Genomic DNA, 17,306 nt, shown 5'->3' with positions numbered 1-17,306 from the left:
ATTTTATAACACTATTCATCATGATTAAAATGACATTGTAATTTTTTTAAAATATCTCCAATATTATAAAGTACTGGATGTACATATGAAAAATCTATCAGACCAACAGGTGTATCCCAAATAATCGTCATTCCTGTTGACGCATGTACATTACTAACAGTATTATAATTTTTCATTTTATATAAAATATCATATAAGAGATTTTTCCAATTCGTATTATTAATACCATAGCAATCAAAAAATAAAGATGTTCTAAAAAATTTATCATAATAATTATTTAAAATAAAAAAATTTGGTATTATTAAGTCAAATTTTCCAAGTAAAAAATTTTCACCAATAATTCTTTTCCTATCAACTAAACTTTTAGAATTATTATTACTTATATGATCTGATTGCAAAGAAATATCTTGATTTGAAAATCCTCTGATATTATTATTTTCTATATTGAAACTTTCATAATATGGATGATCAGTGTCTTCTAATGAATATACAACACCAGTATTAATATAAGTATGTAAAATAAATTTATACTTCTCTAATATTGGAATATACTGTTCAATACAAAACGATTCTTGATAAAATTTCTTGTGATCGTTATTAAGAAAGATCTTTCCTTCAAAAAAAAACTTATTTCCAAAATTTGGAAAATTTATTTTAGGAAAAGTATCATATAACCAAGAATATGTAATGGTAACATTTGAAGTAAATTGATCCTGTAAAAATATTTTTTTATATTCTTTGAAAAATAAAAATTTTTCAACAGGGAAAATATATGTATTATCATGAATAGAATCAATACGATCATAATTTACACCTATTGTAATAACATTATTCTTTAATTTTAAAAATTTAAAATTTTCTTCAATTCCATATACTTCATTAAGTGTATTTTTATCTCGAAAATCGTGGTTGTGTACAGCATGATAAAAAATACGATGACTAAAAAGAATATCATCGATTTTATTTGGAAATTTTAATGCAAAGCTAGCATTATTTTTCAATGCACTAAAAAAAACATCCATATTAGTATCAATACTACGAGAAATCCAATTGTTATGATTATATTGTACATCACATGTTATACCTTCGTCAATCTCATATCCCATGTGCACATCAAAATCATCTACTTTTTCTGTTTTGACTTTATATATTATATTAATCTTGTCTAATGTACCAGGTGCAATTTTCATATGTACAGAAACATATCTAAAATACCCGGTTTTCAATAAAGTTAATTTACCTTGTTGAATTAGCTTTAAATCTAAGTAAGATCCAGGATGTAATTGATCTGAAATATGATGTAATAATTGATCATTTTTAAATTCATCACCCTGTATCTCAATATTATTAATCATGAATCTTGGACCAAGATTAATATAAAAATTTAAAGTAAGCTGTTTATTTTCCTTATTAAGAATAGTATTTATAAAGACTTTACCCTGTAAACACCCAATCTTTAAAAATATATTCTGTATTCTATGTTTAACATTAAGAATATCATATACATTATATTGATGAAATAATTGTACAGTTGATAATTCTTTTTGAAACATATGATTATATTGTCCTAAATTCCCATGTAATATAACAGATGATAAAATATATTGATCTCCTTCAAATATATGAATATTAACTAGAAAATTATTTTTATTATTTATAGAAATAAACTTTATACTCTCAATATGAAAATTTATATACCCATTTTGCAAATAAAAATGTTTTAATTTTAATAAATCAGATACAAAAACTGTTTTATGATATTTTTTATTATGAAATAAATTTCGTTGAATAAAATTAGGGTATGAAGAAAAAAATGAAAGAATTTTATTTGTAGGATATGATTTATTACCTATAATATTAATACCATTTAATACTTTTCTAGGTCCTTCAGTGATATTAATATGTATAATACAATAATTATTCTTGACTAATTGCTTATCAATATTAATCTTTGTGCCATAAAATCCATATTGACTATATATTTTTTGTAAATTTTGTTGTAAAATTTCTATTAATTTTTTATGAAATATATGACTAACTTTTAATCCAGTTAATTTACATTGTCGCAAAATAGTATGTTGGTGAATATGAAAATTACCAGAACAAATAATTTTTTTAATAATTGGTTTTTCGTGTAATTTAAAAAAAATATGATGTTTTGACTGAGACACTGAAATTTTATCAAAATAACCAGTAGATGACAATTTTATAATATTATGCTTAATATCATCTATGTTCATGGTATGATCTTCACTAACTTTGATATCATTTAATAATTCTTTTCGGGAAATATTATGTAATCCTAAAAATTTTATTTTTTTAGTATTAATACTAGTTTGTGCAGTACTACATGCACTATAACAACATAAAGAAAATAATAAAATTAATCTAACAATAATATTTTTCATAATATACATATATTTAAATGAGTAGAACTATTAAAGACGTGTAATAGTGTTATATAAAAAATTATAATACATAAAAATTTAATGCTTTCCCACTCTCATAATATCAGATTGTTTTTTTAAGCATAAATCATTAACTATATTAATATACTTATTCGTTAAAAATTGTATTTCAGTTTGTATCATACGTTCATCGTCAAGTGTAAATATTTTTTTCTTTACATGTTTTTTTAATATATCATTTGCATCTCTTCGAATGTTTCGCATCATAATACGATTACATTCTGCATCAACCTGTATAGATTTATAAATCTTTTTTCTTCTTTCTTCTGTTAAAGAAGGAAATATTAATTTAATAAAACCATCTTGTACTACAGTAGTAGCTTCAATTTTTGAATTAAAAATTTCTTTTTCAATGACTCGAAGAATATTTTTATCAAAAACATTAATTTTTAATATATTAGCACTCTCAATTGTAATATTTGATATTTCTCGTAATGATGTTTTTTTTCCATAATATTCAATATAAACTTTATCTAGTAGTTTAGGAGATACACGATCAATACAAACATTACTAATATTTTTTTTAAATATTAACAAACATTTTTTCATACGCATCTCAATATCTTTTAGTATATCATAATCCATATTTTTACCCAAATAAAATAATCTATAAAATATAATTTAGTATTAAAATTATAACATAATATTATATCGATATATTTTTAATATCATCGCAAATAATAGTTCCTTCACGTTCTCCAAGTAAAATACGTTTTAAAGCTCGACGACGACGAATATTAAATATACAAATTGGAATTTTATAATCTCGTGCTAGTATAAATGCTGTTAAATCCATAACTTTAAACTCATATTTCAATACATCTTGATAATTTATCTGATGATACAAAAAAACATTTTTATGGTAATACGGGTCTTTAGAATATACACCATTTACTTTTGTACCTTTTAAAACGATTTCTGAATTAGTTTCAATAGCTTTAATACAAGCAACAGAATCTGTTGTAAAGAAAGGTTGCCCTATTCCACCACAGAAAATTACAACTACAGATTTAGATAATAATTCCAAAGCATACATTAAATTATATTTATTGCATATACTACTCACAATAATTGTAGACATTACATAAACAGGTACATTTAATTGATGAAATAATTCTTGCAAAAATAAACCATTAATAACTGTTGATAACATGCCGATATAATCTGCTGTAATTCTATTAATTCCCATTTTCGATAAATTAGCACCTCTAAATAAGTTACCACCACCTATTACAATACTGATTTGTATACCATGTTTTAATAAATACTTAATGTCATTAATTATTTCATAAATCATAGAATTTTCAAATCTTGAAGTATTAAAATCCTGAATAACTTCACCACTAATTTTTAGTAAAACGCGTTTATATATAAATTTCATTTGAATAAAGTTTTCATTTGTTATATTTAATTTAATAATAATAAATATATCTACAGCAATGTATTTAAATGATTTCACCTAACTCAAAACGAATAAACTGTATCACTTGTAAATTATTTTCATACAATACATCTTGAATTTTTTTACCAACATCAAATACACAATCTTGACCTAATAAACAAATATTGTTAATAAATTTCTCTATTCTTCCTGTAACTATTTTTTTAGCTATCGATACCGGCTTTCCAGTACGAATAGCAATCTCTAATTGTATTTTTTTTTCTTCTTCAAGAATAGATTTAGGAATATCTTTTTTTGATAAATAACCTGGATTAACAGCTGCAATATGCATGGCAACTTTTTTTATAATATCTTGATTATTTCCATGATAATAAAGTAATACTCCAATTTTATTTCTATGAACATATGCTGTAACCGTATTTCCAATTAATACAGAAAATCTACGAATTAATATATTTTCACCAAATCGAGATATTAAAAAGTTTCTCTTAGATTCGAAATTATTTTTTAAAACTGATATATCTGTAATATTTTCTATATATGCAGTAGAAAGTACTTCTGTAGCAAATTTAATAAAATCAGAATGTTGTGCAACAAAATCAGTTTCACAATTTAATTCTAGAATATATGCATATCTATTTTTTTTTAAATAAGTAAATATTATTCCACGCAATGCAACATTTTTAGATCTATTTTCTGATTTAATTTGTCCGTTTTTTTTTAAAATTATAATCGCTTTTTGCATGTCACCTTTCGCAGTAATTAATGCTTTCTTACATTCCATAATACCAATACCTGACTTTAATCGTAATTTTTTTACGAGATCAGAAGTAATACGCATAATTTTCTTCCCTAACAACATAAATATATATATAAAACATAATAAAAAATGTTGAATAACATTATATCATACAAAAAATACATAATAAGATTATTATCAATACATATCAATTATCATAACTAATAATTATATTATCCTTGATAATTTTTTATAGATATAAATTTTAAAACAATAGTTAAATATAAATTTATAGCACGCATTGCATCATCATTACCAGGAATAACAAAATCTATTCCATCAGGATCAGAGTTAGTATCAACAATTGAAAAAACTGGAATACCTAAATTATTTGCTTCTTTAACCGCAATACGTTCATGGTATGCATCAATAATAAAAATTACATCAGGTAAACCACCCATATTCTTTATACCTCCCAAACTATTTTCCAATTTCAACAACTCACGCATCCTCATTAAACCTTCTTTTTTAGTTAATTTAGATAATGTACCATCTTGCGACTGATTTTCTAAATTTTTTAATCGTTGAATAGATTGGCGAACAGTTTTCCAATTTGTTAGCATTCCACCTAACCACCTTTTATTTACATAAAACTGATTACAAGAAATTGCTATTTTTCTTATCATTTCACTAGCAGGTTTTTTTGTTCCAATAAAAAGTATCTTACCTTTACGTAAATGAATTTTACGTAATTCTACTAATGCAAGATGAAACATAGAAATTGTCTTTTCTAAATTTATAATATGTATTTTATTACGAGAACCAAAAATAAAAGGTTTCATTTTAGGATTCCAATAACGGGTTTGATGACCAAAATGTACTCCAGCTTTTATCATGTCATGCACAGTAAGCATTTTCAAAATTATTACCTCGAAAATAAATAATAAAAAATAATAAATATATTATATTGATCATAAAGATAGAATAATATATATTCTATATAAATAACATATTATTATCAATAATATACTGATAATAAGTCATCATTTGGTATATTTAAAAAATATATCATTCATCATAAAATAATAAACAATATTCGCAATCAAATATTTTGTATCAATTTAAAAAACCACTTAAATTGATGTATTATCTTAAAAAAAATCTAATAAATAAAAAAATATGCATATTTATCTAAAAAAAAATAAAATAATTGAAAAAATGCGAATATCTGGACACTTAGCAAGTCAAGTATTAAGAAAAATTAAACCATACATTATCTCAGGTATTACAACTGCAGAATTAGATAATATTTGTCAAAATTATATTATACAAAAACAAGCAATATCAGGATGTTTAGGCTATCATGGTTTTCCAAGTTCCACTTGTATATCTGTGAATGAGATATCCTGTCATGGTATACCTAGTAAAAAAAAAAAATTAAATAATGGAGATATTGTTAATATTGATGTAACAGTAATAAAAAACAAATACTATGCCGATACATCTAAAATGTTTATTGTAGGGAAAACGAAAAAAATAGCATATGAATTATGTAAAGCGGCAAAAAATAGCCTATATATTACTTTTCCGATCATTAAACCAGGTCTCCCAATTAATATTATTGGACGAACTATACAAAAATATATTCAAAAAACACCTTTTTCCATTGTAAAAGAGTATTGTGGACACGGAATAGGATTAAATTTCCACGAAATACCTTATATACTACATTATGATCATTATAATACGATAATATTAAAACAAGGTATGATATTTACGATTGAACCAATTATTAATGCTGGAACAAATGAAGTGTTTTGTATGAATGATAATTGGACAATTTGTACTAAAGATCATAATTTATCTGCACAATACGAACATACCATTCTTGTTACAAAAAATGGATGCGAAATATTAACAAAAAGAAAAAATGAAAAAATAAAAAGAATATATTCTAATTAAAATAAAACATAGTTTAAATAATTAAATAAAATCATTCGATTGGGAAAAATAAAAATTTATGAAAGAATTAAAAAAAATTATTGACCAAACATTTGAAAATAGAGATAAAATTAATCATAGTAATATTAATTCACACACTTATAACGCAATCGAAAAAACAATCAAACTAATTGATTGTGGAATATTAAAAATCTCAGAAAAAATATCAAATCAATGGATTACACATCAATGGTTAAAAAAAGCAATTTTGTTGTATTTCTGTATAAAAAAAAACATTTTTTTTTCTAATTCTAAACATACTTTTTACGATAAAATTGATCTAAAATACCAACATACTTCAGAAGAAGAACTAAAAAAAAACAATATTCGTATTGTACCACCGGCAACAGTCAGAAAAGGAGCTTTCATTGCGCAAAATACTATATTAATGCCATCTTATATTAATATTGGTGCATACATTAATGAAGGAACTATGATAGACACATGGAGTACTGTTGGATCATGCGCATATATTGGTAAAAATGTACATCTTTCTGGAGGTGTAGGTATTGGAGGAGTATTAGAACCTATACAAAATAATCCTACTATTATTGAAGACAATTGTTTTATTGGTGCAAGATCTGAAATTGTTGAAGGAGTCATTGTAGAACAAGGATCGGTAATTTCGATGGGGGTATATATCGGACAAAGTACAAAAATTTACAATCGACAAACAGGAGAAATCACTTACGGTAGGATACCTGCTGGATCTGTTGTTGTTTCAGGAACTTTACCTTCTGAAAATAAAAAATATAATTTATATTGCGCAGTTATTGTAAAAAAAGTCAATACTCAAACTTTAAAAAAAATAGAAATTAACCAATTATTACGTAATATAACATAAATTTACATAATAAATTCAGATCCTAAAAATTATTATGGATCTGAAATATAATATATTCTTAAAGACATAAATGTATTATAAATACAGAATAAAACTCATTCAAAGATATAAGGAAAAATAATGGAATTATTGTCAGGATCAGAAATGGTCATCCGTTCATTAATTGACCAAGGAATACAGTATATCTTCGGATATCCAGGAGGAGCAGTATTAGATATCTACGATGCTCTAAATAATGATAATAGAATAAAACATATACTAGTACGACACGAACAAGGTGCTACACACATGGCAGATGGATACGCCAGATCTACAGGAAAAACAGGAGTGGTTTTAGTAACATCTGGACCAGGTGCAACAAATGCTATTACAGGAATTGCTACAGCTTATATGGATTCTATTCCTATGGTAATTATTTCAGGTCAAGTGGATTCTTCATTAATAGGATACGACGCATTTCAAGAATGTGATATGCTTGGAATTTCCAGACCAATTGTAAAACATAGTTTTTTAGTAAAAAAAACTGAAGATATTCCAATAATTTTTCGAAAATCATTTTGGTTAGCTACTACAGGAAGACCAGGTCCTATAGTAATCGATCTACCAAAAGATATTTTAAGTCAACAAAATAAAAAAATATATTCTTGGCCTGATCATATTTATATTCGGTCATATAACCCGATTATCAAAGGTCATCAAGGACAAATAAAAAAAATAATAAACATTTTATTAAAATCTAGTAAACCAATTATATACATTGGAGGCGGAATTATTTCTTCTAATAGCTCTTCTGAAATAACAAAAATAGCAGAAATTTTAAATATTCCAGTCACAACATCGCTCATGGCGCTTGGAGCATTTCCAGGAAAACATATACAAAATTTAAATATGTTAGGTATGCATGGAACTTATGAAGCAAATATGGCAATGCATAATGCTGATGTAATTTTTGCTATAGGAGTACGTTTTGATGATCGAACAACAAATAATTTAAATAAATATTGCCCCAATGCAAAAATTTTACATATAGATATCGATCCTACATCAATCTCAAAAACTGTACGAGCTGATGTACCCATTGTAGGTGATGCAAAAAAGATTTTAAAAAAAATGTTAAACTTATTAAATGAAAATAAAAAATACATCAATAAAAATCATTTAAAAAAATGGTGGCATTGTATTAACCAATGGAGAAAAATTCATAGCTTAAAATATAATAAAAAAAGTAAAAAAATAAAACCACAATTCGTAATAGAAACATTATGGAATTTAACAAAAGGAGAAGCATATATTACTTCGGATGTTGGACAACACCAAATGTTTACAGCATTATACTATCCATTTAATAAACCTAGAAGATGGATCAATTCAGGAGGTTTAGGTACAATGGGATTTGGATTGCCAGCAGCTTTAGGCGTTAAATTAGCTTTTCCTGAAGACATTGTAATTTGTATTACTGGAGATGGTAGTATACAAATGAACATACAAGAATTATCTACAGCTATGCAATACAAGTTACCAATATTAATACTTAATCTAAATAACAGCGCACTAGGAATGGTAAAACAATGGCAGGATATTATTTATTCTGGTAGACATTCTCATTCATATATGGAATCACTACCAAATTTTATTAAATTAGCAGAAGCATACGGACATATAGGAATTGAAATTAATCATAATAACGAATTAGAAAAGAAAATCAAAATTGCTTTAAAAAAAATAATTCATGGCCATTTAGTATTTTTAGATATTCACATTGATAATTCTGAAAATGTTTATCCTATGCAAATTAAAGGCGGGGGAATGAATGAAATGTGGCTAAGAAAATAAGGAAAATCTTATGAAACATATTTTGTTAATATTATTAGAAAATGAGCCAGGTTCATTATCAAGAGTAGTTGGATTATTTTCACAACGAGGATACAATATAGAAAGCATTACTGTCTCACCTACAGAAGATGCTTCTATCTCTAGTGTTACAATACAAACGAATGGTGATACAAAAACAATCGAACAAATTGAAAAACAATTACATAAATTAATTAATGTATTAAAAGTAACACCTATTAATCAAAAAAATTATATAGAACGTGAAATTGCTCTTATTAAGATCAAAAACTCAGGGTATGCATTAGAACAAACAAAAATTATCATAGATACTTTTAATGGTCGAATTATTGATATTATTCCAAATATATATACCATAGAAATTACAGGTTCTAGTAAAAAAATAAATATTTTTTTAAATATAATTAATAAAATATCCAAAATAATTGAAATATCACGATCAGGTATTATCGGAATTACAAGAGAATCGGAAGTTTTTTAAATTTAAATATTTGTAATACGAAAAATCTTATGAAAAAAAAAATACACAAAACAGTTTTATTACATGAAACAATACAATCTTTGAATATCAAAAATAATGGGATATATTTCGACGGTACTTTTGGTGCTGGGGGACATTCTTTAAAAATATTAAAACACCTTGGAAAAAAAGGAAAATTATATGCAATGGATAAAGATCCACAAGCAGTTGAAATAGGTAAAACAATTCATGATCCTAGATTTTCTATTATACATGGAAGTTTCTCTAATATAGATATGTTACTTAAAAAGTATAACTTGTATAAAAAATTTGATGGAATCCTATTAGATTTAGGAGTTTCTTCTATGCAGATTATGTCACCTAATAGGGGATTTTCTTTTAACGCTAATGGACCTTTAGATATGCGTATGGATCCTAATCATGGAATATCCGCAGCTACATGGATTAATTCTACTACAAAAAAAAAAATTTATTATGTTTTAAAATACTTCGGTGAAGAAAAATTTGCAAAAAAAATTGCAAATCATATTATAAAATATAGAAAAAATCAACCAATTACTACAACACATACACTAGCAAATATTATTAATAATATTATACCTAGAAATAAAAACCATAAAAATCCAGCCACTAAAAGTTTTCAAGCAATACGTATTTTTATTAATCAAGAATTAAGGGAGTTACATCATTTTTTAGAACAAATATTTTATTGTTTAAATGATCACGGTCGTATTGCAATTATTAGTTTTCATTCTTTAGAAGACCGTATTGTAAAACATTTCTTCCAAGAATATAGCAAAAAAAAAAATATTCCAATAAATATACCTGTGGAAGAAAATATAATAAAAAAAAATAGTAATATCAAGCTAAAAATAATTAATAGAATTTTTCCAAGTATTAAAGAAATTAAAAAAAATATAAAATCAAGAAGTGCAATTTTAAGAACTGCCGAACGTATATAGTAAAATTAAAAATTGTAAAACAATAAAAATATATATATATTTAAGATTTTTATTACAACAAAAAAATTACGTTAAAGTAATAAAATGAAAATTTTTTTTAATATAAAAAAATATACGAAATATTATCAAAATAAAATTTACAAGATTTTTTGAATTTTAGCAATAGGTAAAATGTATGATGATAAATAAAAAAAATAAAATCATTGCAGGATTAGAAGTAGGAACAACTAAAATAGTTATTTTAGTTGGAGAGATTTTAATGAATAAAGTAATTAATATTATCGGGATAGGTCAATGCCTTTCTAAAGGAATAGATAAAGGTAATATAAATAACTTAAATTCTTTAATTTCTTGTATAAAAAAAGCAATATATCAAGCTGAAGTAATTGCTGAATGTCATATTTCATCAGTTTACTTAGCTTTATCAAATCAATATATAAAATGTAAAAATGAAATTGGTATAGTACCAATTTATAATAATGAAGTTACTCAACATGATATTGAATATGCGATATATACAGCTCAATCCGTTAAACTTAACCATGACTATAATATATTACATGTTATACCACAAGAATATTCTATTGATCAAGATTTTGGTATCAAAAACCCAATTGGATTATCTGGATTTAGAATGCAAGCAGCTGTGCATTTAATAACATATAAAAATACTTTAAAACAGAATTTAATCAAGGCTGTTGAATCCTGTAACATACAAGTCAACAAAATAATATTTTCAGGATTAGCATCTAGTCAAGCAGTACTTACATTAGAAGAAAAACAATCTGGTGTTTGTATGATTGATATTGGCAGTGGTAATATTAATATTGTAATATATATTAATGGGTATATTCAGTATAGTTGTGTACTACCTTATGCAGGAAATACTGTAACTAACGATATAGCATATATCTTCAATACATCATTTCATAATGCTGAAATAATTAAAAAAAAATATGGATCAATAGTATTATCAGAACTAACAGCTTCAGAATTAATTGAAATCTCTAACTTGTATGGTATTAGTACAAAAAAAATGCAACAAAATATTTTAGTGGACGTAATTGAAGCTCGATATACAGAATTATTAAATATGATTAATGATATCATTCTAAAAATACAAACAAAATTATATCACTCCGGCAAACCATATTTCTTAGGTTCAGGAATTGTTATTACAGGTGGAGGATCGAAAACAACATCATTAAAATATTTAGCAGAAAAAATATTTAATACACAAGTTCGCATAGGAAAACCAATAAATATTCAAACATACAATGATCAAATTTTAAATCCGGATTATTCTACAGTAATTGGACTACTAAAATATGGTATACAAGTAAATAATCATACAATCAATGATATAAATAAACCAAAAAATTTAAAAAAATGGTTTGATTATTTTCAAAATTGGGTTAAAAAAATAATAAAAATACAATAATCTAAAAAAATTATCAAGAGGAATAATATTATGTTAAACAAAATTGAATTAAGTAACGATGCAATAATTAAAGTACTCGGAATTGGAGGAGGAGGAGGAAATGCTGTTGAACATATGGTAAAAGAAAAAATAGAAGGAGTAGAATTTTTTGCAATTAACACTGATGCACAAGCATTAAAAAAAATTGAAGTAGGACAAACAATTCAAATCGGCAGTAATATTACAAAAGGATTAGGAGCAGGAGCCAACCCAGAAATCGGAAAACACGCTGCTGAAGAAGATCGAGAGGCAATTAATGCTGCACTAGAAGGAGCAGATATGGTATTTATAGCAGCTGGCATGGGAGGAGGAACTGGTACTGGAGCAGCGCCAGTAGTTGCTGCAATCGCAAAAGATATGGGTATATTAACAGTAGCTGTAATTACTAAACCATTTATATTTGAAGGAAAAAAAAGAATGATTTTTGCCGATCAAGGTATTTTAGAACTTTCAAAATATGTAGATTCATTAATTATTATACCTAATGACAAATTATTAAAAGTATTAAATAGAGGTATTTCTCTTTTAGATGCGTTTAGTGCAGCAAATAATGTACTTAGAGGTGCAGTACAAGGCATCGCAGAATTAATTACTAAACCTGGATTAATGAATGTCGATTTTGCTGATGTAAGAACAGTCATGTCCGAAATGGGTTATGCAATGATGGGTACAGGTCTATCGTCAGGAGATAATAGAGCCGAAGAAGCAGCAGAAATTGCTATTTCAAGTCCATTATTAGAAGATATTGATCTATCAGGCGCACAGGGAGTATTAGTGAATATTACCGCAGGAATAGATTTGCGATTAGATGAATTTGAAACTGTAGGAAATACTGTACGATCATTTTCTTCTGATAATGCTACAGTTGTTATAGGAACATCCTTAGATCCAAATATGAACGATTCATTACGTGTTACAGTAGTTGCTACAGGTATTGGATCGGAACACCATATTAAAAAACATCATACACAAAATCACCAAAACAATAAAAATATAGAAAAAAAATCAACAAACTATCATTATCAACACTTAAATGCAGGAATAAAAAAAACACATCAAAAAAAACACCATAAACATAACATTGAAACAAAAAAAAACCATCAATTACAATCTAATTACTTAGATATTCCAGCATTTTTAAGAAAAAAATAAACATTAAACATACAACTTATAAAAAAATATGCTTAATCTATCTAAATTAAAATTACAATTTACAACCCCTGCAAAAGAAAAAATAAAAAAATTAATTAATAAAAATATTAATTTAAAATTTCGTATCTATATTACTGGTGGAGGATGTAATGGTTTTCAGTACCAATTTAAAATAGATAATATAATTCATAAAAATGATATTATTATTAAAAAAAAAATTACTATTGTTATAGATGCAATCAGTTTTCAATATATTGATGGTAGTGTTATTGATTACCAACAAACACTACTAGGATCAAAATTTACGGTCTCTAATCCACACGCAAAAACAACATGTAGTTGCGGTTCATCATTTAGTATATAATCTAAAATATGATAAAATAATTATATGAAAATTGGTATTATTTATGCAATGCAAAAGGAAATACAAACTTATTATGATTTCAATAAATTTCAAAAAATAAAATATGATATTTATGGAATCGATATATATATATCACATTCAAAAAAAATTATTCTTATAAAATCTGGTATAGGAAAAGTATCTAGTAGTATTGCTTGTACTATCCTAATTACTCTATATAAAGTAGATATTGTTATAAATATAGGATCCGGAGGATCATTAAAACCATATATTAACATTCATGATATTATACTTATAAAAAAAACATCTTATCATGATGTAAATTTAACTAATTTTCATTATTCTATCGGACAAATACCGAATTTTCCTCAAACTTTTCAAACAAATAATTTATTAAGAAAAAAATTTAAAAATATACTATATGAAAATAAAATAAAATTTTGGGAGGGTCAGGTTGTTAGTGGAGATATATTTATCCAAACAAAAAAAGATGTAGAAATAATATTAAAAAATTTTCCTAATGCAATATCAGTAGACATGGAATCTGCTTCAATTAGTCAAGTATGTTTTCAATATAATAAACCAGTCATTATTATAAAAATTATTTCTGACTATATTACAAAAAATACAACTACTATATTTCAAAAAAACATTAAAAAAATATTTTATAAATCATCTCATATTATTAAAAAATATATACAAACTATCATGATGTAAAATAAAAAAAATAATACACATATCTTTATATGTGATAAAGAATTATTTGAATTTTAATTACAAATAATTCTTTATTAAAACATAAAAAAATAAAAAATTATTTTTTTATATTAGATTTTACATTCATTAAATCAGTAATTGTACCCTGTAACATCTGAGCAGTTAATCCTATAGATTCATATAATGTAGGATGAGCATGGATAGTTAATGCTATATCCTCAATATCACATCCCATTTCTATTGCAAGGGTAATTTCAGACAATAATTCTCCCGCCTGCCTGCCAACAATAATTCCTCCAATAATTTTCCTATTATCTTTGTCTATAATTAATTTCGTTACACCTTGTGAACAATTTGAAACAATAGCTCTACCTGATGCGCTCCATGGAAAAATAGCAACTTCATAATTTATATTGCGTTGTATTGCTTCTTTTTCATGTATTCCAACCCAGGCAATTTCAGGATCGGTATAAGCAACTGCAGGAATTACTATTGGGTCAAAATAATGCTTATTCCCTGCAATAATTTCTGCAACAATATGTCCTTGGTGCATCCCTTTGTGTGCTAACATAGGTTGCCCAATCACATCTCCAATTGCATATATATTAGCAACATTTGTACGAAATTGATTATCAACTTTAATAAAATTTTCTGTAGTTAGATGTAATCCAATATTATCTAAACATAAGTCTTGAATATTGGGAGTTCGTCCAATGGCTACTAAAACTGCATCATATATTACTTCTTTTTCATTGACAGTATCACACAGTGTCACTATAACTTGATCATTTTTTATACAAGTATTTTTAACACTAGTTTGCAATAAGATATTAAAATCTCTTTTTATTACATTTACAAAAACTTTTACAATATCATAATCTAAAAATGGTAAAATTTGATTAAATCGATCAATTACATCTACTTGCGAACCAATGGCACTATAAAATGTAGCCATTTCAAGACCAATAATTCCAGACCCAACAATTAATAATTTTTTTGGAATAGTTTTTAAAGATAATGCATTTGTTGAATCCCAAACATAAGCACTATTATCAAATATATTAGATAATTTAACAGATCTTGAACCAGTAGCAATAATAACATGTTCAAAATGTATATATAATTTTTCATTTTTATTTACTATTAAAACTTTTTTTTTATTAATAAAACTAGCTACACCATACAATATTTTTACATTTCTATTTTTAGCCATATGCTTTAAACCAGCAGATAAATTATTAATAACATTTTTTTTTTGTGATTTAAGCATATCAAAATTAATACTTGGATTATTGAAAAATATACCTTGTTTAGATACTTCTTTAGATTCTTTAATCACTTTAGCAATATGTAATAAAAATTTTGATGGAATACAACCAACATTTAAACATACTCCACCTAATTCATTATATTTTTCAACTAAAATAGTACTTAAACCTAAATCAGCACTTCGAAATGCTGCTGAGTATCCTGCAGGACCAGATCCAATCACTAAAACTTGTATGTAAATGTCTCGAACCATTTTTTTCCTTAAAAAATAAAAAAATTATATGATATATTATCATAACGATCTATATATAATTATTATAAATATATAACAATAAAAATATTTATCAAATGATGAATATTTAATTATACTAGCAATAATCGTATATCAGATAATAAATGATTTAAAAAATTAATAAATCGTGCACCTTCTGCTCCATCAATAATCCTATGATCATAAGACAAAGATAATGGTAGAATTAATCGTGGAATAAAATTATCACCATCCCAGACGGGTTGATAAGAAAACTTTGAAACACCTAAAATTGCTGCTTCACAAGAATTAATAATTGGAGTAAAATAAGTACCTCCAATTCCTCCTAAACTTGAAATTGTAAAAGAACCACCTTGTAAATCAGATATTTTTAATTTTCCATTTCTAGCATCTTGTGATTTATAAAATATTTCACTAGAGATATCAGATAGATTTTTCTTGCAAACATTTTTTATTACAGGAACAAGCAATCCATGTAATGTATCAACAGCTATACCGATATTAATATATTTTTTTAAAAATATTTTTTGATGTTTTATAGAAATTGAACTATTTAAATAAGGAAAATTAACTAATGCTTTTGCAACAGCTTTTATAATACATGTTAATAATGTTATTTTTTTTTCTTTCAAAACAATTTTTTTATTATATTTTATGCGAAATGACTCAAGATCCGTAATATCTACTTGATCAAATTGCGTTACATGAGGTATATTCGACCAATTTTCATACAATACACTTCCAGATATTTTCTTTATTTTACTAATCTCTACTTTTTCTACTGCACCAAATTTACTAAAATCAAAATTTTTTATATGTACATCTTGATTATTTGATAATTTTTGAGAATTAATATGCATTTTATTACTTATTAAATAATCATCTAAATCTTTTTTAATAATCCTGTTCTTTCTACCACTTCCAGTAATATTTTTCAGATTAATATTTAAAGAACGAGATAACCTTCTTATTAAAGGCGAAGCATGTATTATATTATTTGAAATATCATTTGATAGTACGTGAGTATTATGAGGTATACAATTTTTATCACCTATAACATCTTGCGTAAGTTCCATAATCATAATAGTAGAATTTATATAAACAATATCTGTCACTTTTACCATAATTTCTTTAATTCTACCATTATATTGAGAAGGAATTTCCATGGAAGTTTTATCACCTTCAATAACTATTAAAACCTGTTCCTTTTTAACAACGTCATTTACATGAACTAAAACATCTATTACTTCAGCTTGCTCTATACCGATATCTGGTAATTTAATTTTAATATCCAAATAATTTAAC

The 17,306-nt window shown here is 25.1% G+C and carries 15 protein-coding genes and 1 pseudogene; 9 read left to right on the top strand and 7 right to left on the bottom strand.

Translation table 11 applies throughout. The annotated features are described in order from the left end of the window. Nucleotides 1-11: 11 nt before the first annotated feature. From bamA to rpsB, 5 genes are all read right to left on the bottom strand, one after another. Complete coding sequence (gene bamA / locus D9V78_RS00805) at nucleotides 12-2,408, bottom strand: outer membrane protein assembly factor BamA (RefSeq protein ID WP_187306116.1); 2,397 nt, start codon at nucleotides 2,406-2,408, stop codon at nucleotides 12-14. A gap of 78 nt (nucleotides 2,409-2,486) precedes the next feature. Beyond that, a complete protein-coding gene (locus D9V78_RS00800; protein WP_158350488.1) occupies nucleotides 2,487-3,053 on the bottom strand; it encodes a ribosome-recycling factor in 567 nt (188 codons plus the stop codon). Between the two features lie 61 nt (nucleotides 3,054-3,114). Continuing rightward, the gene (gene pyrH, locus D9V78_RS00795; protein ID WP_158350486.1) at nucleotides 3,115-3,849 is read right to left on the bottom strand and encodes a UMP kinase; all 735 of its coding nucleotides are present in this window, start codon (nucleotides 3,847-3,849) and stop codon (nucleotides 3,115-3,117) included. A 64-nt stretch (nucleotides 3,850-3,913) separates the two neighbouring features. Then, on the bottom strand, nucleotides 3,914-4,711 hold the full coding sequence (gene tsf, locus D9V78_RS00790) for a translation elongation factor Ts (protein ID WP_187306115.1): 798 nt from the start codon (nucleotides 4,709-4,711) through the stop codon (nucleotides 3,914-3,916). A 131-nt stretch (nucleotides 4,712-4,842) separates the two neighbouring features. Beyond that, a complete protein-coding gene (rpsB, locus tag D9V78_RS00785; protein WP_410051742.1) occupies nucleotides 4,843-5,523 on the bottom strand; it encodes a 30S ribosomal protein S2 in 681 nt (226 codons plus the stop codon). A 265-nt stretch (nucleotides 5,524-5,788) separates the two neighbouring features. Here rpsB and map point away from each other — a divergent pair, with 265 nt between their 5' ends. From map to D9V78_RS00740, 9 genes and pseudogenes are all read left to right on the top strand, one after another. Further along, nucleotides 5,789-6,571, top strand: a complete 783-nt coding sequence (gene map, locus D9V78_RS00780; protein WP_158350479.1) for a type I methionyl aminopeptidase — start codon at nucleotides 5,789-5,791, stop codon at nucleotides 6,569-6,571. Between the two features lie 58 nt (nucleotides 6,572-6,629). Beyond that, complete coding sequence (gene dapD, locus D9V78_RS00775; RefSeq protein ID WP_158350477.1) at nucleotides 6,630-7,454, top strand: 2,3,4,5-tetrahydropyridine-2,6-dicarboxylate N-succinyltransferase; 825 nt, start codon at nucleotides 6,630-6,632, stop codon at nucleotides 7,452-7,454. A 120-nt stretch (nucleotides 7,455-7,574) separates the two neighbouring features. After that, nucleotides 7,575-9,287: an acetolactate synthase 3 large subunit gene (locus D9V78_RS00770; protein WP_158350475.1), complete on the top strand. Its 1,713-nt coding sequence runs from the start codon at nucleotides 7,575-7,577 to the stop codon at nucleotides 9,285-9,287. Between the two features lie 10 nt (nucleotides 9,288-9,297). After that, nucleotides 9,298-9,786, top strand: a complete 489-nt coding sequence (gene ilvN, locus D9V78_RS00765; RefSeq protein WP_158350473.1) for an acetolactate synthase small subunit — start codon at nucleotides 9,298-9,300, stop codon at nucleotides 9,784-9,786. 29 nt (nucleotides 9,787-9,815) lie between these two features. Continuing rightward, nucleotides 9,816-10,748 (top strand): 16S rRNA (cytosine(1402)-N(4))-methyltransferase RsmH, encoded by a 933-nt coding sequence (gene rsmH, locus D9V78_RS00760; protein ID WP_158350471.1) that lies wholly within the window; start codon nucleotides 9,816-9,818, stop codon nucleotides 10,746-10,748. 178 nt (nucleotides 10,749-10,926) lie between these two features. Beyond that, nucleotides 10,927-12,189, top strand: a complete 1,263-nt coding sequence (gene ftsA / locus D9V78_RS00755; protein ID WP_261978903.1) for a cell division protein FtsA — start codon at nucleotides 10,927-10,929, stop codon at nucleotides 12,187-12,189. Nucleotides 12,190-12,219: 30 nt separating this feature from the next. Continuing rightward, nucleotides 12,220-13,173, top strand: a pseudogene (ftsZ, locus tag D9V78_RS00750) (cell division protein FtsZ); the annotation flags it as partial. Nucleotides 13,174-13,408: 235 nt separating this feature from the next. Next, a complete protein-coding gene (gene erpA, locus D9V78_RS00745) occupies nucleotides 13,409-13,744 on the top strand; it encodes an iron-sulfur cluster insertion protein ErpA (protein WP_158350465.1) in 336 nt (111 codons plus the stop codon). 24 nt (nucleotides 13,745-13,768) lie between these two features. Then, nucleotides 13,769-14,461 carry a 5'-methylthioadenosine/adenosylhomocysteine nucleosidase gene (locus D9V78_RS00740; protein ID WP_158350463.1) on the top strand — a complete coding sequence of 231 codons (693 nt, stop codon included), beginning with the start codon at nucleotides 13,769-13,771 and terminating at the stop codon, nucleotides 14,459-14,461. A gap of 97 nt (nucleotides 14,462-14,558) precedes the next feature. Here D9V78_RS00740 and lpdA read toward each other — a convergent pair whose 3' ends face one another. Next, nucleotides 14,559-15,983 carry a dihydrolipoyl dehydrogenase gene (lpdA, locus tag D9V78_RS00735; protein WP_158350461.1) on the bottom strand — a complete coding sequence of 475 codons (1,425 nt, stop codon included), beginning with the start codon at nucleotides 15,981-15,983 and terminating at the stop codon, nucleotides 14,559-14,561. Nucleotides 15,984-16,093: 110 nt separating this feature from the next. Continuing rightward, nucleotides 16,094-17,296: a 2-oxo acid dehydrogenase subunit E2 gene (locus tag D9V78_RS00730; RefSeq protein ID WP_158350458.1), complete on the bottom strand. Its 1,203-nt coding sequence runs from the start codon at nucleotides 17,294-17,296 to the stop codon at nucleotides 16,094-16,096. Nucleotides 17,297-17,306: the final 10 nt, after the last annotated feature.

Source organism: Buchnera aphidicola (Sarucallis kahawaluokalani), from assembly GCF_005080725.1.
Lineage (GTDB): Bacteria > Pseudomonadota > Gammaproteobacteria > Enterobacterales > Enterobacteriaceae > Buchnera_L > Buchnera_L aphidicola_AF.
Note: the sequence above shows the minus strand (reverse complement) of the source record. Positions and strands in the feature narration are given on the sequence as shown.